Genomic DNA, 21,358 nt, shown 5'->3' with positions numbered 1-21,358 from the left:
TTTGAAGTCTGCAGTAATAATCTCAATATGTTGTTGTCTCAATACAGTATCGTCATGTTGCCGATACAGTTTGTATACTGTCAGCTCTCTACGGGCGCAATGAGAAACTCAAACCGTTCATTGCCACGGAGAGATTCAAAGTCTGGTTCTTCTGCGGCTAGCTCACGTAATGAGGCACTGTCAGTCACGGCTTTCTCTAAATCATCAATGGCCAATTCTTCGGATCCGAGACAGGCATAAGCGCAGGCGCGTTGGTAAAGAGCGTGGGCATTGCTAGGGTCAAGTTCCAGTACCCGGTTACAAAGGCTCAGCCCCCAGTGGAACTCGCGAATTTCGATGATGGCATCGGCTTTATAGATCAACGCTTCCAAGTCACCGGGGCGAATTTTCAAGATATCGTCATACACTTCGATTTTTTGCTCAGGGGTCTGCAGACCTTGCGAGCGTAGCCACAAATTGTGGATTTCGTTGATGGTTTCAATCTCTTTGTTATTCTGCGCAATAATCCGAGTTTTGCGTTTCAGATCTTGCTCTAGGCGCTGGAATTTCTGCTCATACTGTTGGGCGATAGATTGAAGCTGTTGGTCGGCAGCTTTCTTGGTATTTTCACGAAGTTCGCGCAGTGATTGCCAGCCGACGAAAGCAAACAGCGAAGCAGCGCCGGCGATAAGATAGAAGAAATAGGTGACGGTGACGTTGGCATAGTTCATCGACTTATCGGCGACGGCTAGCTCTCGGTCGGTGATCTCTATGACCATGCGGCGTTCGAGATCTTGCTGATCAGTTCGAAGGGATTTCAGTTCATCAAGGACATACCTTTCCATTAAAGGACGTTCCAGAATTTTATCTTCTGCTTGTTTCATCTCGGCACTGGCCAAAGCCGATGGTGCGAAGACAATAAATAAGAGTAGATAACGTAAGAACATAGGGACTTCCTTGAGCAAATATACTTTAAGGAATAGTAGTCTAAAGGAATGTGATTTTGATGGGAAATGGATGTTAGAATAGCGCTGACGGCCTGAGTATGTTGATTGCTTACTAACAACGAGGCACAGGAAGAAATTGGTTGGCGGCCAAAACCTTGGTTACCATCAGCGCTGGAGAGACGTCGAATCAGGATTGCTTTGGTAGTTAAATCACTCTACCAAACCACCTTCTTGTTGTACTGAGGCTAGCATGGCTTTGCGTTTCAGCTCTTTGTCGGCTTCTTGCTGGCAATGCACATTCTTGGCTTCTTCGAAGCTGGTTTCTGCGTTGTTTGAAAAAACATAATCTTTATTAAAAGTCAGCATGACGTTTTACCCTCAAGTCATCATGTTGGTTATGGGTCACATCCTGTCTTGATTTGGTTAAAAAACCATCATCCCTGATTAATTATTTTAAGGAGGAGGAAAGAGGCGTAGTTCACACTTATTCCATTCCTGTAGGCGTAGAACGACCAAAAGGCCGTTATTCTACACCTAGAAGTTTTAGTGCGCTTCTGGCTGAATCGAAAGCAAAATCCATTGGTTTAATGTTATCGCGCTTGACCCAACGTATAGCTGCAACATCATCATTTGCTTGCATTTTTGGTTTGTTATCAAGCGCTATGTGATAGAAAGCATCGCAGGTTTTGTATTCGATATCTCGGTAAACATAAGTATTAGGAGCCGAACCAATGTAGTGAACCTCGGTAGGCTGAAAGCCTAGCTCCTCTTGCAGCTCTCGGCACAATGCTTGCTCCAGGGATTCGTCATAATCAACAAAGCCACCAGGAAAATCGAGCATACCTTTTCCGGGCTCTCGTGCTCGCTCGGCCACTAAAATCTCATCTTCAAAGCAGATAACAGCCAATACTGCTGATGCCGTATTGTGAAAATAGGTAAATTGGCAGTGTTCACAGCGAAAAGCTTTGTCGTCGGTGCGCGCTAGTGTGGCTTGTCCGCAAGAAGGACAGTACATGTGGCTTCCTTTACTGGAGAGGTTAGCTGAAGAAACAAGCGGCGAGAATAACGTAGCTAACCCGTGAATGCCAAGCGGGAATAGGTTAAAATTCAGTAAGAACGTCAGCGTGAGCTGAATAATTGAAGTCACCACTGGTTGAAAGAATGTCTGAAGAACACGAAGAATATGAAGTTGAAGCCCTTGGGGTTGAGGTGAATGCCCAACCTATTGAGCTTTATAAGGTGTTGAAAATTGCCAATGCAGTAAGTGGTGGCGGTGAAGCGAAATTTGCCATTTCCGAAGGCTACGTGGCTGTTAACGGTGAGTTAGAGCAGCGCAAGCGTCGCAAGGTTTACGATGGCGACGTGATTGAATTCAATAACGAGTTCTATTTGGTGCTTTGCGATCAGCCTGTGACCGAAGTAGCCGAAAGACCGAAAAAGGAAGCAGAGCCTAAGCCTGCTCCCCGTGCTAAGCCAAGTTCAAAAGCGGCAAAAGGCAAAGAGCAGGGGACAAAAGCGCAAGATGCTGGCTCTAAAGATAAAGGCTCTCGCAGTCAAGCGGCTAAGGCTAATAAAGGCCGTAGAGGTAATGCAGCAAAAGAAATTAAAAAAGGGCCAGCAGATAAAGCGACGGGCCGTAAGCCGATTAGCTTTTAAGTCCCAGTGAACATGAAGTAATACAAAAAAGGCCGCATTTATTGCGGCCTTTTTAAGTTTCAGAAAGCTTGATGATTGTTATGCTGGGCGATGGTTACTGAGCCCGAATTTCTTGATTTTACGGTACAGGGTAGCAATACCAATGCCTAGTTCATCTGCCACCATCTTGCGGTTGCCCAGTCGGGATATCGCCTCTTCGATACGTATCTTTTCCATTTCTTCTAAACTCATTGAGCAATCATCACTCAATACTTCCTGTGGAATGGCGCATTCAGGTGTTTCTTCAAAATAAGGAGGAAGCAAATCGACGTCGATCTGGTCGCCTTCAGGCACAACATTGACAAGATATTCCACTAAGTTGCTAAGTTCTCGCACGTTACCCGGCCAGTGATAGGCATTGAGACGACACATGGCCTCGGCACTGATCCCTGGATACGTCACACCGATTTTTTGGGTGTGGTGCTCAAGGAAGTAATTAATCAGTAGTGCAATATCTCCTTCACGCTCCTTGAGTGGTGGTAAATTAATGGGGATCACGTTTAGGCGGTAGTAGAGATCCTCGCGGAATTTATTAGTAGCGATCATTTCCTGGAAATTCCGGTTAGTGGCCGAAATAATACGGATATCCACCGGCACGGCTTTGTTCGAACCGATCGGCATCACTTCTCGCTCTTCTAGCACGCGTAATAGTTTGGCTTGCAAAGTCATCGACATGTCGCCAATTTCATCCAGGAACAAGGTGCCTTTGTTAGCGGCTTGGATCAGACCTGTTTTACCTTTGGTGGAAGCGCCAGTAAAGGCCCCTTTAACGTAACCAAACAGTTCGCTTTCCAATAGCTGATCGGGGATAGCAGCACAGTTGATAGCAATGAAAGGGGAGTGACCTCGATCGCTGAGGTTATGTACTGCATTGGCGATTACTTCCTTACCGGTACCGCTTTCACCGTTGATCAATACACTCGAAGGACTGTTGGCAATACGAGTAAGCAACTTTTTCAATTGGCGCATCTTGGTACATTCACCAATGACCGTAGCGAACTGTGGTTCGTGATCGGGGATCATTAATGCACTATTTGGCTGGTGGTAAGCCATGAGGAAAAGTTGATGGCCGTGGGCGTTGTAAAACTGCCCGACTAATAATTCCTGCCTACCTCCCAGTGAAATAATATGCTGCTGGTGGCCTTTCATTTCATTGTTGTGAAGGGACAACGGTTGGATATTTATTTCAATGCTATGCAAGGCATCTTGCGTTATATTTAAGTTATTGAGTGCCGGTTGGTTGCCATATTTTACCCGGTTGGTTTCATCGAGAACTAATACGCCCTGGTCCATGTTTTCAATAAGATTGGTAAACACCTCATCAAGAGCTTCACTATTACTGTTTTTCTCAACAACTTTAGATACCACAATTTGGGCAATATGTTTGATGTAGTCTGAGAATAGCTGAACATTATCTTTGATCCGCTCGCGTGATTCCTCGGTAAATGCCACCAAGCTGATCACTCCTAAGCAGCGCTCTTCAATCATGATTGGCACGCCTAAAAAGGCCATTTCACGACATCCGTTTTTGTTGGTACAGCCTTCACACAAAGGGTCAGTACGTGATTTAACGACAACCTTTTCCTCATGTGTTTCAAGGATGTACCTGAATATTCTTGAGCTGGTATTTTGCTTTTTTCCAAAAAACTTACTATACGGACCAGTACCTGCAATTCGTACCAAATCGGCATCGACCACTTCGGCATCTATTTTCAACACTGCCGATAGCATCTGCGTGAAGCGTAGGATGGTGGGTTGCAACTGCATTAATTCTGATGGTCTTGGTGTATTCAGCATATTGACTGGCTTATTCCTTTAATGACCGAATTAACATAAAGAAAAACCCTGCCATGCTGTTTGATATGTGTCAGGGTTTTTCAAATGAACTTTTTTCAAAGAAATATTTTGCAAGCAATGTCACACGGGAATATCAATATGATAATCCCCCTTTTTTATCACTATCATTTTGGTCTCAAGGCATGATACCTCGGTGATAGCGTACTTTTATCAATGCGTCTTCTTATGGCTTTCAAAAAATTAATCTGAAGAGCGAAACCCTTTATGAATGCGGCCTGTAGAAGTGAGATGAGAAATTATTTTCCGCAAAAAGAGTTTTGGCACAGTTATTGATTGTTAGTTAATTAAGTACGAAATCATATAATTTTGTTAACCCTTAATTTAAGCCTGAAGATTAATAGACATTTACCTTTTGCTTGCAATCTCAATGCCTTAAATCAAAACCCAAAGAATGACTGCTGAGTGAGCAATGCTAAAGGCTGTCATAACCCATTAAGTCGCTGGTCAGTACTGTAATGCGCTGCCAGGGAAGAATAACAATTGAAACCGGGAAGAAAATCATGAAGAGCATCAACGAACTTATCAAGGAAATTAACGAGCTAAAATCTGAACTACATGACAAAGACTTTTTGTTGACGTGGGAGCAAACCCCGGAAGAGCTTGAACGTGTATTGAAAACGGCCCAAGCCCTAAAAGCGATGCGTCAGGAAAATATTGCCACTAACGTGTTTAATAATGGCCTCGGAATTTCCCTATTCCGCGATAACTCAACACGTACCCGCTTCTCATATGCTTCAGCTATCAACATGCTAGGTCTTGCACAGCAGGATTTGGATGAAGGCAAATCTCAAATCGCTCATGGTGAAACCGTCCGTGAAACAGCCAACATGATCTCATTCTGCGCTGATGCTATCGGTATTCGTGACGACATGTACCTAGGTGCGGGTAACGCTTATATGCGCGAAGTCGGTGCGGCACTGGATGACGGTGTGAAAGAAGGTGTGCTACCTCACCGTCCTGCATTGGTTAACCTACAGTGTGATATCGACCACCCAACCCAGTCTATGGCTGACTTGGCATGGTTGGAAGAACACTTCGGTGGCTTAGATAAGCTGAAAGGTAAGAAAATTGCCATGACTTGGGCTTACTCGCCAAGCTACGGTAAACCACTGTCAGTGCCTCAAGGCATCATCGGTCTGATGACACGCTTTGGTATGGATGTGACATTGGCTCACCCTGAAGGCTATGACCTGATCCCTGAAGTGGTTGAAGAAGCGCGTAAGAATGCGGAAGCATCTGGCGGTAGCTTTACTCAAGTTGCCAGCATGGAAGAAGCATTCGAAGATGCCGACATCGTGTATCCAAAATCTTGGGCACCTTACCAGGTCATGGGCCGTCGTACCGAACTATTACGTGCTAACGACCATGATGGCCTGAAAGCACTAGAGCAAGAATGTCTGGCACAGAATGCCAACCACAAAGATTGGCACTGCACCGAAGAAATGATGAAGCTGACCAAAGCAGGCGAAGCGTTATACATGCACTGCCTACCAGCGGATATCACTGGTGTGTCTTGTAAGGAAGGCGAAGTGGAAGAGTCGGTATTTGAGAAATACCGTATTGCGACATACAAGGAAGCCAGCTGGAAGCCATATGTGATTGCGGCAATGATCATGAACCGTAAATACCAGGAGCCAGGACTTATTCTGCAAGAGCTGCTGGACGATGCGAAGAAGCGCGTTAAATAACGCTGTCGCATTACTCACTTTCACCTGCCTTGACGATACTTTTAAGGTGTTAGCAGGGCAGGGAAAACCTAGTCGATCTATCTGTATCTTTATGCTTGGGTCATGCTAGCCCACTAGCGGGGGAATACCCTTGGGTTATTTAATAAACCCCCGCCTTTTTCTTTCTCTTATTCTACGAGGTCTGGTCGTGTCTACATTCACTCTAAAAATGGAGATCGCCGATAACCGCCACTTTAACGGTCAGCTTTCTCCACTATTTACCGCCGCCGAGGCTGAAAAAGCCCGTGCTTTCCACCAAGCAGTGGAAGGTTACCAACCGACACCATTGCACTCTCTTGACTGCCTGGCCAAAGCAATCGGTGTTGGAAAAATCTTAGTCAAAGATGAAGCCTACCGCTTCGATTTGAATGCTTTCAAAATGCTGGGGGGCGCTTATGCGATTGCCCGCCTGCTGTGTGACGAGTTCAAGCTAGATATCAATGCCTTTGATTTCGGTAAGCTGAAAAACGACATCACAGAAAAAATGACTTTCGCAACCGCAACCGATGGCAACCATGGTCGTGGTGTTGCGTGGGCTGCTGATAAGCTCGGTCAGAATGCCGTGGTGTACATGCCAAAAGGCGCGGCAGATGAGCGTGTGAACAACATCCGGGCCTTGGGTGCCGAATGTATTGTCACCGATATGAACTATGACGACACCGTGCGCCTTGCCATTAAAACCGCTGATGAAAACGGTTGGAAAGTGGTGCAAGACACAGCGTGGGAAGGGTATACCGAAATTCCTACCTGGATCATGCAGGGCTACACCACCATGGCGGCAGAAGCCGTCGATCAAATGAAAGCCATGGCTGTTGAACGTCCGACTCACGTTTTCCTTCAAGCTGGCGTTGGTGCGATGGCCGGTGGTGTGCTTGGCTACCTTTGTGACCAGTACGGACCTGATAAATTGCACTCTGTCGTCGTTGAACCTGATCAGGCTGACTGCATCTACCGTTCTGGCGTTAGCGAAAAAGGCGAAATGATCAATGTTGATGGCGATCTTGCCACCATCATGGTCGGCTTGGCCTGCGGTGAGCCAAACCCTATTGGCTGGCCTGTGCTTCGCGATTGCTCTACCCAGTTTGTTTCCTGCCAAGACAGTGTTGCAGCTCTCGGTATGCGTGTACTGGGTAACCCGCAAGGCAGTGACCCAAGAGTTGTTTCTGGTGAATCCGGTGCCGTTGGTGCTGGCTTGCTTGCAGCAGTGCACTTCCATCCTGAGAAAGAAAAACTGATGGAAAAACTGGGCCTGAACAAAGACTCAGTGGTACTTCTGATTAATACCGAAGGGGATACCGACCCTGTCCATTACCGTGAAGTAGTGTGGGGCGGTAAACACCAAACTATTTGACCATTTATTTTTGCTAGTTAGCACAATGACGGTATCGAAAGTGCCGGCCTTTGCACTAACTAGCGTCACTAAGTGCCAAAAATAATTAGCTCAAATCCAAAAATTCTTAATTTAGCGCTGTGTTGGTGTCATCAAAAAACAGGGTGCCATGAAAATCGATCATACCGGGTGTGATGACCACCGCTCGGTTCAAGGAGAATTATAATGAACGTCCCATTTGCCCAAGTACTAGAAAAAGCCCAAGAATACAAAGCGGATATGACCCGCTTCCTTCGTGACATGATCGCTATCCCAAGTGAAAGTTGTGATGAAGAAAAAGTAGTACTGCGCATTAAAGAAGAAATGGAAAAAGTCGGTTTTGACAAAGTAGAAATTGACCCAATGGGCAACGTACTGGGTTGGATTGGTCACGGTCCTCACCTTATTGCGATGGATGCACACATCGATACAGTGGGTGTCGGTAACATGGATAACTGGGACTTTGACCCATACGAAGGTATGGAAGATGACGAAGTGATCGGTGGTCGTGGTGCGTCGGATCAGGAAGGCGGTATGGCGTCTATGGTTTACGCCGGTAAGATCATCAAAGATCTGGGCCTAGAAGATGAATACACCCTGCTAGTTACCGGTACGGTTCAGGAAGAAGACTGTGACGGCCTGTGCTGGCAGTACATTATTCAAGAAAGCAATATCCGTCCTGAGTTCGTGGTATCCACTGAGCCAACAGATTGCCAGATTTACCGTGGTCAGCGTGGCCGTATGGAAATCCGTGTTGAGGTTGCAGGTGTGAGCTGTCACGGCTCTGCGCCAGAGCGTGGTGACAACGCCATCTTTAAGATGGGCCATATGCTAAGCGATATCGAGACTCTGTCTGCCAATCTTGGTGATGACCCATTCCTAGGTAAAGGCACACTCACCGTTTCAGAAGTATTTTTCACTTCGCCAAGCCGTTGTGCGGTAGCCGATAGCTGTGCTGTTTCCATTGACCGCCGTTTAACTTGGGGTGAAACATGGGAAGGTGCAATCAAGGAAATCGAAGAGCTGGAATCCGTTAAGAAGTTTGGCGGTAAAGTGACTATGTATGACTACGACCGCCCAGCCTACACGGGTTTGGTTTACCCAACTGAGTGTTACTTCCCTGCTTGGGTTATCGATGAAGAGCATGTCGCAACTAAAACATTAGAAGCTTCTTACGAACTACTGTTCGACAAGAAACCAACAGTTGATAAGTGGACTTTCTCTACCAATGGCGTTTCTATCATGGGCCGCTACGGTATCCCTGTCATCGGCTTTGGCCCAGGTAAAGAGCCAGAAGCTCACGCGCCAAACGAGAAGACTTGGAAAGACCACCTAGTGACTTGTGCTGCGATGTACGCTGTTATCCCGCAGATGTATTTGAAAGAGTTAAATAAGTAAGTATTGCAATGACAGGGCACTGATATAAGGCCCTGCTCATTCACCCTTTCCGTCCTGGGGGCGCCGACTGCTCTGCCTAACGTTGGCCACATATCCCCCCCAGGATGGATTTCTTGTTTATAGCTGTTTCTTTTGTCCATTAATTCGAGTTGACGATCCTTAGTGGGCAAAATAAATAGTTAGTGAAAATAAAACCCTCGAATGGGTCTGCAGCAAGGCAGAGAATAAATCGAAGGAATAGGAATATGTTTTCAGCGGCTTCGAAAAAATCATCAGAATCCCAAGCGGCCATCTTGAATCAGCCCCGTCCGGGGACCATGTTGATCCGACAAGGGATAGTCGTTGATCACCTACAAGCTCAAAAAGCCGATATCCTCATTGTTGACGGCAAGATCGCCGATATTGCGCCTGAAATCCACATCATTCCCAAGCAGTGTGAAATTATCGAAGCTGCTGGCTTGTATGTGATGCCGGGGGGAATTGATGTCCACACCCATTTCAACATTGATGTCGGTATTGCCCGTAGCTGTGATGACTTCTACTCTGGTACCCGATCAGCCGCCTGTGGTGGTACCACGATGGTGGTAGATCATATGGGGTTTGGTCCCAAAGGGTGTAGCCTCCATCACCAGCTCAATGTCTACCAACAGTACGCCAAAGAAACAGCAGTCATTGATTACAGCTTCCATGGTGTGATCCAGCATGTAAATGACGATATCCTCGGCGAAATGGCATCGATGGTCGAAGAAGAGGGGATATCCAGCTTCAAGTTGTATCTAACCTATGGCTACAAGCTTGATGACGAAGAAGTGCTTAGGGCGTTGAGTCAGCTTAAACAAGTTGGTGCGTTGGCAACGGTACATCCCGAAAACGATGCTGCGATTGCCATGCGACGTACACAGCTGCTTGAGCAGGGTAAAACAGAACCTAAATACCATGCCGTAAGCCGTCCGCTTGAATGTGAAGCCGAAGCCATTGCCAGAATGATCAACCTGGCCAAACTTGCCGGTGATGCACCTTTGTATATAGTTCATCTTTCTAATGGGCTGGGATTGGATTACACCCGCCTTGCTCGTGACAATCACCAACCGGTGTGGGTAGAAACGTGCCCGCAATACCTGATGTTGGATGATAGTTGTTACGAGCGCGAAGATGCGCTGAAGTATATTCTTAGTCCGCCATTACGCCCGGCAGCCGAGCGAGAAAAGCTATGGTTAGGGCTGGTGGATGGCAGTATTGATACCGTTGCAACTGATCACTGCTCGTTTACCTATCACGATCAAAAACAGCGCGGCAAAGACAATTTCAGCGCCTGCCCTAATGGCATGCCTGGGGTTGAAACTCGAATGCCGTTGCTTTTTTCCGAAGGCGTAATGAAAAGCCGGCTCAGTCCGAGCCGCTTTGTGGAGCTAACCAGTTATCTACCTGCCAAACTGTTTGGTCTCTATCCGCAGAAAGGGGCGCTACAGACAGGATCGGATGCCGATTTAGTACTGTTTGATCCAGAACAGCACGTCACGATTACTCACGATTTATTGCACGACAACGCAGATTATACCCCGTTTGAAAATATCCCCACCCAAGGCTGGCCCGTGATGACCATTAGCCGTGGGGACGTTGTTGCGTGTAATGGCGAATTTATGGGGAAAGCCGGGAATGGCCGCTTTATTCGCCGAAAACCGTTCGATGCCAGTGCGCTATGAAACATCACTAGCTCAAGAGAAGAGCCGAGTTTAAGACCAGAGCCGAGCGGATAGGGGGTGTATAGCCCCAATACAAAAAGGATAATTCAAGGAGTTACAATGAACACCCCAACCAAGAAGAGTACTGCTGTTGTCGCCCTAGGGGGAAATGCACTGTTGCGCCGAGGCGATGCACCCAGTTTTACCAACCAGTTAGCCAATATTAAAATTGCCGCCAAAGCGATTGCGGAAATTGCCAAGGAATACCAGGTGGCAATTGTCCATGGTAATGGTCCTCAGGTGGGCTTATTAGCCCTACAGAATCTGGCTTACGACAAGGTTCAGCCATACCCACTGGATGTACTGGGTGCCGAAAGTGAAGGTATGATCGGTTATATGCTAGCGCAAGAGCTGCAAAACCTGATGCCGGAAACAGAAGTCACCAGTTTGCTAACCCGCATCGAAGTCGATCCAAACGATCCGAGCATGTTGGATCCAACCAAGTTTGTTGGGCCGGTCTATAACGAAGAAGAAGCGGGTATTTTAGCTGAAGCGAATAACTGGACCATGAAACGTGATGGTGAGTTCGTCCGCCGCGTTGTGCCATCGCCAAAACCACTCAATATTCTCGATAAGAAATCGATCGAAACGCTATTAAATGCCGGTGATATCGTCATTTGCTGCGGTGGCGGCGGGATCCCTGTACGTAAAACAGACTTAGGTTTCACTGGGGTAGAAGGGGTGATCGACAAAGATCTGTCTGCCACCTTGCTTGCCAAGCAGCTAAAAGCCGACAAGCTGTTGATCCTGACCGATGCCGATGCGGTTTACCTTGATTGGGGCACCGAAAACCAGCGTGCACTGCGAGCAACAACTCCATCACAGTTGAGTGAATACCAATTCCCAGCAGGTTCAATGGGGCCGAAAGTCGAAGCGGCAGCAGACTTTGCTCAATTCGGTGGCAGAGCCTATATCGGTGCCTTGGAAGAAGGGCTTGATGTACTGGCTGAGAAAGCTGGGACGTGTGTTAGTGCCTAGATGCCAGTTACGTTATTGCGAGTTGCGTTAATGCGAATGGATTAATTCCGAATAATGAAAAACAGCAATCCAGTCATTGGGTTGCTGTTTTTTAGTTTGAAAGCCATTAATTACTCAGTGTCGAGCAAGGACACGACCCACAGCTGTAATGGGTCATCATGGTAGCGAGGGTGCCATGCCGCAATGACATCAAAGCTATCAGGGGAATGGTCGAGCGGAATGGTGACGACATCCAGTCCTTCTATGGCTCGCGAGGGTAAAAATGCAATAGAATCTGTTGTTTCCAGATACATAGGTACAATAGAGAAGCAGGGTGCTGAGACAACAACGTTTCGTTTCAAGCCAAACTCTGAAAACCAATCATCGATAGAACCTTTGAAATTCGGCCTGGATGGCGAGGCGATAATCGTCGGGTACTCGGCCACTTCGGCTAATGATGGTTTTTTTCCTGAGATGGATGACGTTGATGAGGTTACGCAGACATGGTGTTCTTCAAACAGTTTTAAAACCCGGTAGCTTTCAGGAATGTAATCAGGAAATGCGATAGCTAAGTTGACCTTGCCACTTTCCATTAGCTCATGAAGTGTGTCTATTTCGAAATCCCTGACAATTAACTTTAGGCTGGGGGCTTGTTTTCTTAGCTTGGCAATCAAAGGGGGTAAAATAACTTGCTGGGCATAGTCCGTTGCAGATATCACAAATGTCCCTTTGGTCTTTTCAGGTACAAAACGGCTGGTTGCCATTAGTGCATTGAAGTCAATCAATAGCTTATCGACTTTAATGGCGAGTTCTTCTGCAAATGGCGTGGGAACAAAGGCATTGGTTTTTCTGACGAATAATCTGTCATCAAACACACCTCTGAGCTTTTTCAGATGCTCACTGACCGCTTGTTGAGTCAGTCCTAACTGGCTCGCGGCCTTGGAGGCGTTCTCTTCACGTATCAGTGCTTGGAAAACCCTCAATTGCTTTATGTCTAACCGATCTAACCTGCTCACATTTCACCTTGCTTCAAACGCTGCTTTGGTTACGATTGTATCGAATAACAAGTTTGGCTTGTATCATGTACAAAATAATATTGTTTCAGGTTGTTTTAGTGGTTGGTTAAAGTCTCTCCATCGAATAAATCCAAAGGCTGGAGAGAAATATGAAAACTGTCATTCTAATTGGTGCACTGGGTAAAATGGGTCAGGCTGCGCTGTCAGGGCTAGGTAACCACAAGGTGATCACGGCGGGTCGCTCTGGTGATGTTGACCACATCGTGGACATTACCGATGAAAAATCCATTGAGGCACTTTATGAGAAAGTCGGCCATTTTGATGCGGTGGTCAATACTGTCGGTGTCTGTGAATATGAGACTTTTGCCGAGATGACAGAAACGCAATGGATGACTACCGTCATGAGCAAAATGATGGGGCAAATTAACCTAGTGCGCATTGGCCAGAAATACATTGCTGATGGTGGTTCTTTCACCTTGATCAGCGGCATTTTGAATGTGAAGCCAATTCCCTATGCTATTGCCGATGCCACTACAAGTGGCGCGATTGACACCTTTGTCAAATGTGTTGCCTATGAAATGCCACGCAACACGAGGATTAATGTCGTAAACCCTACTGTTCTTGCCGAAGCGTGGGATGTCTATGGTGAGATGATGCCAGGGTTTGAACCGGTACCGGGTAAGTTAGTCGGTAAAGCATTTGAGCGCTCGGTTGATGGGTTTATAAATGGTGAAGTCTTATTCGTTGATGCTTAAATAGTACTGGAGTTTAAACACGAGCACACTTTTTAAAGGTGTGCTTTTTTGTGTAAATAAAGTGCTAACGTTAACAACGTTTGGGGCAAAGGCGAATTAAGTTAGGCTTGGTCAGCACACCTTTGGACAGAAATCATTTACAGGCTTTTGATAATTTAGCGTCTAGTGGATTATCTGAGGTATTGAAAATCTTCCAATTGACTAGCCAAAATCACTCATTCACTACAGTTCATTTAGTCAGCATCAATGAACTGCACTAATAGATACAAAAGCAAAATATGCAGAAGCCAATGCAGCCATACAAGTAGCAAAAGTTGTGACCTTGGTAACACGGAGAACTTGAATATGTTTATTCATTTCTGATTCCATTTTTTGGAATGTTAGAAATAATTTGGGTCGAATTACATAACCCATTCCATCTGATTCAATGTCACCAGATTCTACTAAAGCCTCTAGTATCAAGCGATAATGAGCCTTTGCTGCCTCATAATCTTCATGAGTATTCTTTCCCTTCCGCATATCAAAAAGTTCATCTAAAAAGGGATTGAAAGCCTTTAATAATTCATCTTCGTCAATGTGAGGTTTTCTATAGCCAGCTTTTGCCGCCTTTTCGACAAGTATTGCTACTGTAGTGTGTAGGTCTGTTCTCTTCACTGACCATTTCATTAGGATGTTGTGTTTTGTATTTCTAATGAACCGCCTAAGTCGAATGATGGGATTCCGATGGAAGAAGTAATAGCTAGCTAGGCTTTTATAAATAAAACTCTCGTACAAGTTACCGTATGAAATTCTGAAGTCTCTATTACTGAGATCACTGTATTTAATTTTTATTGAGTCCGAATCCTCAGTAGAGCCAAACTCAGCAGTAAGCTCATCAAGACCAATGTTAGTAATATAACCCTTACGATTTCCACTAGTGACTATTATACAGAACACATACTCCTCATTGATTGAGCGAACCAACAAATCATTGCTTACATAATTCTGGGCTTTAACCAATGCATGCTTAACAAAGGTTTTCATTAGCTTTTCCACCAATAATTCAGGTGGTTAGCATACACGTATAGAAGAAAGCTGGTCAAATGGTGAAATGAGAGACAGTTGGTAAGACCCAGATTCAGAAGAGACACTCGAGGTATGAACAAAAGTATGGAAAGTGCTAGTAGCCTTCACTGAGACCACACTATCCCAAACGCGGAATGGGGCAAATTCGAGCTAGCGGTTCTGTTTGGATTCCGAACATCGGAGCTGTGTTAGTCATAATTGAGGCTGCAACATATTAGTTCCCCCCTTGAAGTGAAATAGACTAACGGCGTTGTTGCTAGGTGAGATTGTCGTTAATCGTTTTTTTACCGCATTTTTCGCAAATACTATGGCGTGAAAAGTCATCCATAGTGGCTTCAAACGCTCCAACAGCAGAGCTTTTAATAAAACCTTTCAAAAAATCTTTAATTTTATTTTGTTCAGGTTCATCACGAACTAAAATAACCACATGCTTAGTTTCCATTGAGCATATGGAACAGTAGTGAATTTCTTCATTTGTTAGCATAAGGCGTCCTGATGTTATGTGTAGAGTCTTTGAACCGTAACATATTTGGAAGTATAAATTTGCAACGTGGTTCTGAGTTAATACATCGAAGCTAGAACACTCTGCCTGTACCAAGCCTTTCCATCACTCTTCTTCAGTGAGCACCAAATCAACTCCGGTGTTATCATACTCATACAAAAAGAACACAACCTTGGCGAAACACACTTTTGAGCAGCGCAATTTTTCATCGCAGTCGACATATTTTATATTTCATTTGGCATCGGCTCAGAACCAGTGGTTTGCAGATGCTGGCCAGTTTCCTCTTTGTACGGTGCGCACTGCTGACCTTGTTTGTCCCCCTTGATATATGGATCAGTTCCAAGTTGATGGCGCTTCACGGGGTAAGTGCGATTGCCAACCAAGAGCTACTTGCTTTTTTCCTCTCGCCAGCGGGTTTTTTGCTCAGCTTGTGGTTTGTTACCCAACTGAGTTTTGCTTTCTTTGTAGAGCACTCAACCATCAGTATCCTGCTAGCCCAACATGATTTAGGCAAACGCTCGATATTAGATACTTTTGGACTGCTCCTTCAACGCAGTTTTCGGGTGGCTAAAGTACTGCTGGCCCAGTCAGTAGGGATCAGTTTACTGCTTTCCACTTTGGTTTGGTGCGGGCGCTGGGTCTACGGACTGATGCTCAATGACTGGGATATAAATTATTATCTCAGCCATCAAATGAGTTCATTGTGGCTTGCTGTTGGCTTATTAGTTTTAATCACTTTGCCATGTGTATTGTTAGTTCTTCGCTATTGGGCAAGCTGGTGGTTGGCATTACCGCTGAGCCTTTTTCAAAATTGCTCCCAATGGCAATTGTTCAAACAAGCTCAGCGTTTAAGTCAGGGAATTTATCCGCATATCTTATTGGGCCATATCGCTTGGTTGTTAGGCCGGGTCGTTGTTATTGCCATTATCGCCAAGAGCATTTTGTTTGTTCTTGAGCCAGTACTGCACTGGGCTACTTATGATCCTGAGCGCTATCCTTGGTTAATGCTTGCTACAATCCTGCTGATTGGGGTCGGATTTCTACTTAGTTTTGTTGACCGGTTTATCTACGCAAGTTGCCAATATTATGTGCTGCGGCTGCAAACCAAACGCCTCAAATTGGTCAATGAAGAAGATCGTTTTGCTGGTTTAATGCAAAGTACAGAGCGGCGCATTTTGCTCAGCTGTGTGATGGCGTTGCTCATAATCTTTGCTTCCGTCAATGGATACTCAGATGTTCGCCATTTCGTTGGACATTTACAAACGAATACATCGGGCTATGTTACAGCGCACCGTGGGGGTGGTTTTAAACATCCTGAAAACAGTGAAGCGGGTATACAGTACTCAATTTCACTGGGGATCCAAAGCACTGAAATCGATGTGCAGGTCACCAAAGACGGGCAAGTTGTTGTGTTTCATGACCGTGATTTAGGTCGCATGATTGGTGCTCCCTTGGTGGTTGAAAATTCAAATTATTCCGACATTGTCGCAGCCTACCAAACACGCAATCGCGTACCACCGCCATTGTTAACACACCTACTCGATAATTATGCCCAAGATATCGAATTCAATATTGAATTAAAACGCTATAACCGCGGCTTTGATCTTGCTCTCGCAATGGCTGAGCTGTTACCAAATTATCAGCCAGCAATGATTGTTTCGAGTCTTGATGCAGAATTACTGGCGCGGGTGATGAGTAAGATGGAGGCTTCACGCCCTGAACAACTTCGCTATGCGTTGATCTATGCGGCAAGCGTTGGTGAATCTCAGCTCGAACGAGATGTTGATATGTTGATGATCAGCGATCAATGGCTCAATGCGTGGCGAATAATCGAAATACAACAACGTGGCCAAGAGGTTTTAGTTTGGACAATTAACAATTCAGCAGCCATGCAGCGGCTTTTCTTACTCGGTGTTGATGGCATTATTACTGATGAACCAAAACTAGCGTTGGATACAAAAGCTGCGATTGAGAACATGGATTTTTCCGAGCGAGCACTTCGTACCTTGCGTCACTGGTTACTACTTTAATAACAGCTGTGACTTTAATTAAAAAAAGGGGAGTGAAACCTCCCCAGACAGTCGCTTATCTAAAATAGGTGATAAACACAATTAGCAATCATTGAATAGGATTCAACGTAGTTAAGGATCACTTTCGGCATTGATAATGTTACGGAATGGATAGACAGGCAATAGGTACTGCGAGGGTTTAATATTTCTTTTATGGAATTTTATATCTTTAAGTTTACCCATTAAGCCTTAATAGGGTTGAGTTGCCGCTGGCATTCAGGCGAACGATCCAGCAGCTTTTAGCTTACTCGTTTAACGTAAACCCGATTTTTATGGTGACTTGCCAATGGGCAACTTTGCCATCTTCAATGTGCCCACGGGTTTCAACTACCTCAAACCAACGCATGTTTTTAATGGTTTCATTAGCACGTTCTATAGCGTTACTGATTGCATCTTCAATACCGTCTGGTGACGAGCCAACGAGTTCCATTTTCTTGTAGGTATGATGATTCGAACCACTCATAAACATTCTCCTGAGATGGATAATGCTGTTAAGTGTAGTCGGTTTTAGGCTTACTCATCGTGAAGTACGAGTGGCTTTAGCTGCAGTTCCTAGGAAGTACCGATTCTGTTTGTCTTGAGTGGGTTCCGATCACCGACAAGGTTTGCCTGCATGCAAAGATATTAGCTTTAGTGTGGGTGATTTTAACCCTTTTGAAGGGGGATTTGACAGCGTAATTACATATTGAATAATTTATCAAACTCTCGCTTATCAAGAATATCTTCAATTTTTCTTCGTGTCACATTAGCGCTTTTATTCTGGTTTTCAGCCGGTATGTTTTTCTTTTTGGATGACTTTTTTTGATTCTTTTTCATTTTTACCCCATTGTTAAAAGATATCACTGCGTGATTTTAAAGGTTCCTAGTTTGACGCCATGCTCTGACAAGATGTTTCCTTGGCTATCTAGTTCAGAGTATGAGAACTGAAGGTCATACAGGTTAGCGTTTATCTTAGGATAAATATGACGACGTAAGATATCGCTATTTAATTGGTTGATTTCTGTTGACCAATTTTTGTTTTCACTTTCTAAATAAAATTCTATTTTAAACATATTTTCTTTTTGATATTTGTGATTTTTCATCACATGATTTCTTGTACCAGAATCTCTGGCGGCTTGTTCTTCTAGACATTATATTCCTAGGTATTACGTGTAATATGAATATTAAAAAAGCAATAAAAGAAGCTATCACAGGAGCTAAACGAAGAAGATCGAAAGATAACTGAGAGGTGGCTTGAAGTAGACTTTCTTTAACAGCTCTTTTACAAGAGCTTCATATACTATACAGGTTGTTTGGATAATGAACAGTTTTATTTTTACTTTTAATTTTTTAGGTGGCTTATCCTAAAACCGTCTTTTCACATTTATCAGGCTCTGAATCCTCATAGGGGGATATAGGCTATGTTTAACTAAAAAAAAGACCCTGCTGTATGCAAGGTCTTTTTAGCGTTACTGGCCTGAGCTGAGGTGACCATTTTTATCAATCGGTGACGTTTTTCTATCTCCGATTATTTACTCCTCAATCAACCTATGCGCAATCTGGCTCTGGCGCTCTTGAGGTTTAAATTGATTAAACCTTGGCAAGAATTTGTCCCAGTCGATGACATGGCTGTTGATTTCAGGACCATCGATACAGGCGTGTTTACGGATCAGCTTGCCATTCTCCATGACGGGTACCATACACGCGCCGCACATACCGGTAGCATCGACCATGATGGAGTTAAGGCTGGCTACACAAGGTACCTGATAGCCCAGTGTCTGATCGCTCACCGCGCGCATCATCATAGGTGGGCCAATGGTGATGACTTCTGCAATCGTATGATCGGAGTCAGCATCGTTCGCTTCTCTATGCTGTACCAAGCGCTCTTCCAGCGGGTTAGTCACAAAGCCTTCGAGGCCGAAAGTACCATCATTACTGGTGTAAACCACATCAAATAAATCAGGGTAGGCCGTACGGAGGTTTTCAACCTTGTCACCGTCTTCAGTCCAGAAGCTATGGGTTTTGCTCCTGAAACCGGAGATAAGGGTGACCTTATTACCGATTTCCAGATGGGCACGCATGATTGGATGAACAGCCGGTAGACCAACCCCGCCTGCAGTGAAGATTACACTCTGGTTGTCCGGGTGTTTCACTACATGGCTAGCTTGTCCTAAAGGCCCGGCAATGGCTTCGAAACAGTCACCTTCCTGCATCTGGTTTATCAGCTTGGAGCTGGTACCCAAACCTTGGATCACCAGTTCAATCGTACCGGCCTCGGCATCCCAGTCAGCAAGGGTTAACGGGATCAATTCACCTTTTTCATCCGCGAGCACCCTGACAAATTGTCCAGCTTTAGCCGACTGAGCGATCAGCGGTGAGGTGATGGTGAACTCGACAATTTCATCAGTTAATTGACGACGTTTGACAATCTTAGGCTCAGTTTGGCCAATGTCCGTATATCGACTGGCTTGTGCCACCAGACCTTCAACTTCCTTAGCATTGAAATCAAGGTGGCCCATGATCTCTCTCGCCGCTGCCTGTCCGTCACCGGCTGCCTTGATGGCGGTAGAACCACCACGGGTGGCATCACCACCGCTGTACACACCGCTTAGCGAGGTCTCTTGCGAGCCTTTGTTGAGCAGTAATGTACCCCACTTGGAGGTATTCAAGTCTGGGTTGGCATCTTTGACGATTGGGTTCGAGCTGTTGCCTAAAGCCATAATGGCAAAATCAACCTTCATCAACTCAAATTCACCGGTAGACTGCGGGCGTCTTCGGCCTGATGAATCAGGCTCGCCGAGCGCCATCACGTCCAGTTTTGCGCTGGCCAGGGTATGGTTTTTATCGCCGTTGAATTCGCAAGGTGAGCGTAGCTCTTTGAACATAACCCCTTCTTCGAGTGCATGGTGCTGCTCTTCGACACGGGCTGGCATCTCTTGCTGGGTACGACGGTAGACAATGGTGACATTAGCACCCAATCGACATGCGGTTCGGGCGGCATCCATCGCGGTGTTACCACCCCCGATGATCATCACTTCCTTACCTTCCATATCAGGCATTGGTGTTTCGTAGTCAGGTTCGTTAGCGTGCATCAGGTTGACACGGGTCAGGAACTCATTGGCCGACATGATGTTCAGCAAATGCTCGCCAGGTACATTCATAAAGCGCGGCAAACCCGCCCCAGTACCGACGAAGATACGTGTGAAGCCTGCGCGTTTCAGATCTTCAAGGGTCGCTGTTTTACCTACGATGTAGTTGGCCACAAAGCGGCCGCCGAGTGCTTTGATTTTCTCGACCACATCATCAACCAATTGGTTAGGCAAGCGGAATTCAGGGATCCCGTACCTCAGCACGCCGCCCAAGACATGGAATGCCTCGAACACCGTGACGGGGTAGCCCGCTTTGGCAAGCAGGTAAGCATTGATCAGCCCTGAAGGCCCAGATCCGACAATCGCAACTGGCGGCTTGGTTGCTGCAACCCAAGGGTTAACCTCGGCCGGTGTTGGTGGTTTGCCGTTGGAGAGCTCGCGCTCACGCTGGGGCAGGAACCATTCCAACTGTCCAATTTCGATTGGTCGGTCGTTGTGGGTACACACCCCTTGGCATTGCAGCTCTTGCGGGCAGACCCGCCCGGTGACATTTGGCAGTGGATTGGCATCGCGAACCAGCTCGAACGCGGCTTTAAAGCGGCCTTCACCCATCAGGTTTAGGACCTGAGGAATGTGGATCTTGACCGGACACCCACCGTCATTTTCTTCCGCTGGGTTGCCGTCACGGTCGCATTGGGGAACGCCGATTTCACACGGACGATCTTCACACTGCTTATCGCGGATCACTTCTAGCCATACGAATAGTTCGACTTCGCGCAGGCTATAACCCAATCCCATGTAACCCAAGTAGCCTTGGCTGACCAAGTCAAAGTCTTTGTTGCGCTCTTCGGCTGGGCGCACGTATGGCGGTATGTTATTGCTACCGGGCCATCCAACGGAAAGCCCTTTGAACATCGGGTAGCGCACAGATAAATGGGTATCCAATGCTTGCACAAAAGCACGCTTTTGTTTGAGCGGGATACGCCATAAATAACGCTGCAGGGCGACACTGAGTTCATTGTTAACGAGCAATAGCTGCCACAGTTTCTCGGTAAACTCGGCAGAGAGTTTACCTTGTTTAAGTGTCTCGCGGATGAGCTGCATACTCTCTTCGATGACCATCTGTTGGAAGCGCTGTGGATTTTGTTCCATGCGCTGCAACATCAGCTCCCGTTGAGCTTGTGATAGTTCTGGTTTTGTAAGGGTTGCCAT

Annotated in this window: 19 protein-coding genes; 8 read left to right on the top strand and 11 right to left on the bottom strand. The window is 45.9% G+C overall.

Annotated elements, in window-relative coordinates:
- Window positions 1–80 precede the first annotated feature (80 nt).
- The 3 genes from ACVA58_RS06035 to ACVA58_RS06025 all read right to left on the bottom strand — a co-directional run bounded on the left by ACVA58_RS06035 (window position 81) and on the right by ACVA58_RS06025 (window position 1,941).
- Window positions 81–926: a TPR end-of-group domain-containing protein gene (locus ACVA58_RS06035; protein ID WP_446509547.1), complete on the bottom strand. Its 846-nt coding sequence runs from the start codon at window positions 924–926 to the stop codon at window positions 81–83.
- Window positions 927–1,136: 210 nt separating this feature from the next.
- Window positions 1,137–1,292: a hypothetical protein gene (locus ACVA58_RS06030; RefSeq protein ID WP_446509546.1), complete on the bottom strand. Its 156-nt coding sequence runs from the start codon at window positions 1,290–1,292 to the stop codon at window positions 1,137–1,139.
- Window positions 1,293–1,449: 157 nt separating this feature from the next.
- Window positions 1,450–1,941, bottom strand: a complete 492-nt coding sequence (locus ACVA58_RS06025) for an NUDIX hydrolase (protein WP_446509545.1) — start codon at window positions 1,939–1,941, stop codon at window positions 1,450–1,452.
- A gap of 146 nt (window positions 1,942–2,087) precedes the next feature.
- Between ACVA58_RS06025 and ACVA58_RS06020 the strand changes: the two genes are divergently transcribed.
- Window positions 2,088–2,582, top strand: a complete 495-nt coding sequence (locus tag ACVA58_RS06020; RefSeq protein WP_446509544.1) for an RNA-binding S4 domain-containing protein — start codon at window positions 2,088–2,090, stop codon at window positions 2,580–2,582.
- 78 nt (window positions 2,583–2,660) lie between these two features.
- On the opposite strand, the gene ACVA58_RS06015 is transcribed toward ACVA58_RS06020, so the two are convergent.
- Window positions 2,661–4,418 carry a sigma 54-interacting transcriptional regulator gene (locus ACVA58_RS06015; RefSeq protein WP_446509543.1) on the bottom strand — a complete coding sequence of 586 codons (1,758 nt, stop codon included), beginning with the start codon at window positions 4,416–4,418 and terminating at the stop codon, window positions 2,661–2,663.
- Between the two features lie 560 nt (window positions 4,419–4,978).
- On the opposite strand from ACVA58_RS06015, the gene ygeW reads away from it, so the two are divergent.
- From ygeW to arcC, 5 genes are all read left to right on the top strand, one after another.
- Entirely contained in the window at window positions 4,979–6,166 is a 1,188-nt protein-coding gene (gene ygeW / locus ACVA58_RS06010) for a knotted carbamoyltransferase YgeW (RefSeq protein ID WP_446509542.1), read from the top strand.
- 187 nt (window positions 6,167–6,353) lie between these two features.
- Window positions 6,354–7,556: a diaminopropionate ammonia-lyase gene (gene dpaL, locus ACVA58_RS06005; RefSeq protein WP_446509541.1), complete on the top strand. Its 1,203-nt coding sequence runs from the start codon at window positions 6,354–6,356 to the stop codon at window positions 7,554–7,556.
- A 204-nt stretch (window positions 7,557–7,760) separates the two neighbouring features.
- Window positions 7,761–8,972 (top strand): YgeY family selenium metabolism-linked hydrolase, encoded by a 1,212-nt coding sequence (locus ACVA58_RS06000; RefSeq protein WP_446509540.1) that lies wholly within the window; start codon window positions 7,761–7,763, stop codon window positions 8,970–8,972.
- 245 nt (window positions 8,973–9,217) lie between these two features.
- The gene (gene hydA, locus ACVA58_RS05995; protein ID WP_446509539.1) at window positions 9,218–10,675 is read left to right on the top strand and encodes a dihydropyrimidinase; all 1,458 of its coding nucleotides are present in this window, start codon (window positions 9,218–9,220) and stop codon (window positions 10,673–10,675) included.
- A gap of 99 nt (window positions 10,676–10,774) precedes the next feature.
- Window positions 10,775–11,692 (top strand): carbamate kinase, encoded by a 918-nt coding sequence (gene arcC / locus ACVA58_RS05990; protein WP_446509538.1) that lies wholly within the window; start codon window positions 10,775–10,777, stop codon window positions 11,690–11,692.
- A gap of 110 nt (window positions 11,693–11,802) precedes the next feature.
- Here arcC and ACVA58_RS05985 read toward each other — a convergent pair whose 3' ends face one another.
- Window positions 11,803–12,687, bottom strand: coding sequence for a LysR family transcriptional regulator (locus tag ACVA58_RS05985; protein ID WP_446509537.1), 885 nt, complete (start codon window positions 12,685–12,687; stop codon window positions 11,803–11,805).
- Window positions 12,688–12,836: 149 nt separating this feature from the next.
- On the opposite strand from ACVA58_RS05985, the gene ACVA58_RS05980 reads away from it, so the two are divergent.
- Window positions 12,837–13,442: a short chain dehydrogenase gene (locus ACVA58_RS05980; RefSeq protein WP_446509536.1), complete on the top strand. Its 606-nt coding sequence runs from the start codon at window positions 12,837–12,839 to the stop codon at window positions 13,440–13,442.
- A gap of 243 nt (window positions 13,443–13,685) precedes the next feature.
- On the opposite strand, the gene ACVA58_RS05975 is transcribed toward ACVA58_RS05980, so the two are convergent.
- Together ACVA58_RS05975 and ACVA58_RS05970 are read right to left on the bottom strand one after the other, a co-directional pair.
- Window positions 13,686–14,465: a hypothetical protein gene (locus ACVA58_RS05975; protein WP_446509535.1), complete on the bottom strand. Its 780-nt coding sequence runs from the start codon at window positions 14,463–14,465 to the stop codon at window positions 13,686–13,688.
- Window positions 14,466–14,763: 298 nt separating this feature from the next.
- On the bottom strand, window positions 14,764–14,991 hold the full coding sequence (locus ACVA58_RS05970; RefSeq protein ID WP_446509534.1) for a hypothetical protein: 228 nt from the start codon (window positions 14,989–14,991) through the stop codon (window positions 14,764–14,766).
- Window positions 14,992–15,275: 284 nt separating this feature from the next.
- On the opposite strand from ACVA58_RS05970, the gene ACVA58_RS05965 reads away from it, so the two are divergent.
- A complete protein-coding gene (locus ACVA58_RS05965; RefSeq protein ID WP_446509533.1) occupies window positions 15,276–17,039 on the top strand; it encodes a glycerophosphodiester phosphodiesterase in 1,764 nt (587 codons plus the stop codon).
- Between the two features lie 283 nt (window positions 17,040–17,322).
- On the opposite strand, the gene ACVA58_RS05960 is transcribed toward ACVA58_RS05965, so the two are convergent.
- The 4 genes from ACVA58_RS05960 to ACVA58_RS05945 form a co-directional block, all read right to left on the bottom strand.
- Complete coding sequence (locus ACVA58_RS05960; protein ID WP_446509532.1) at window positions 17,323–17,541, bottom strand: dodecin; 219 nt, start codon at window positions 17,539–17,541, stop codon at window positions 17,323–17,325.
- 215 nt (window positions 17,542–17,756) lie between these two features.
- Window positions 17,757–17,894, bottom strand: a complete 138-nt coding sequence (locus ACVA58_RS05955; RefSeq protein WP_446509531.1) for an adenosine deaminase — start codon at window positions 17,892–17,894, stop codon at window positions 17,757–17,759.
- Window positions 17,895–17,917: 23 nt separating this feature from the next.
- Complete coding sequence (locus ACVA58_RS05950) at window positions 17,918–18,160, bottom strand: hypothetical protein (protein WP_446509530.1); 243 nt, start codon at window positions 18,158–18,160, stop codon at window positions 17,918–17,920.
- A 429-nt stretch (window positions 18,161–18,589) separates the two neighbouring features.
- The gene (locus ACVA58_RS05945) at window positions 18,590–21,358 is read right to left on the bottom strand and encodes a sulfide/dihydroorotate dehydrogenase-like FAD/NAD-binding protein (RefSeq protein ID WP_446509529.1); all 2,769 of its coding nucleotides are present in this window, start codon (window positions 21,356–21,358) and stop codon (window positions 18,590–18,592) included.

Source organism: Photobacterium sp. DNB22_13_2, assembly GCF_052873915.1.
Note: the sequence above shows the minus strand (reverse complement) of the source record. Positions and strands in the feature narration are given on the sequence as shown.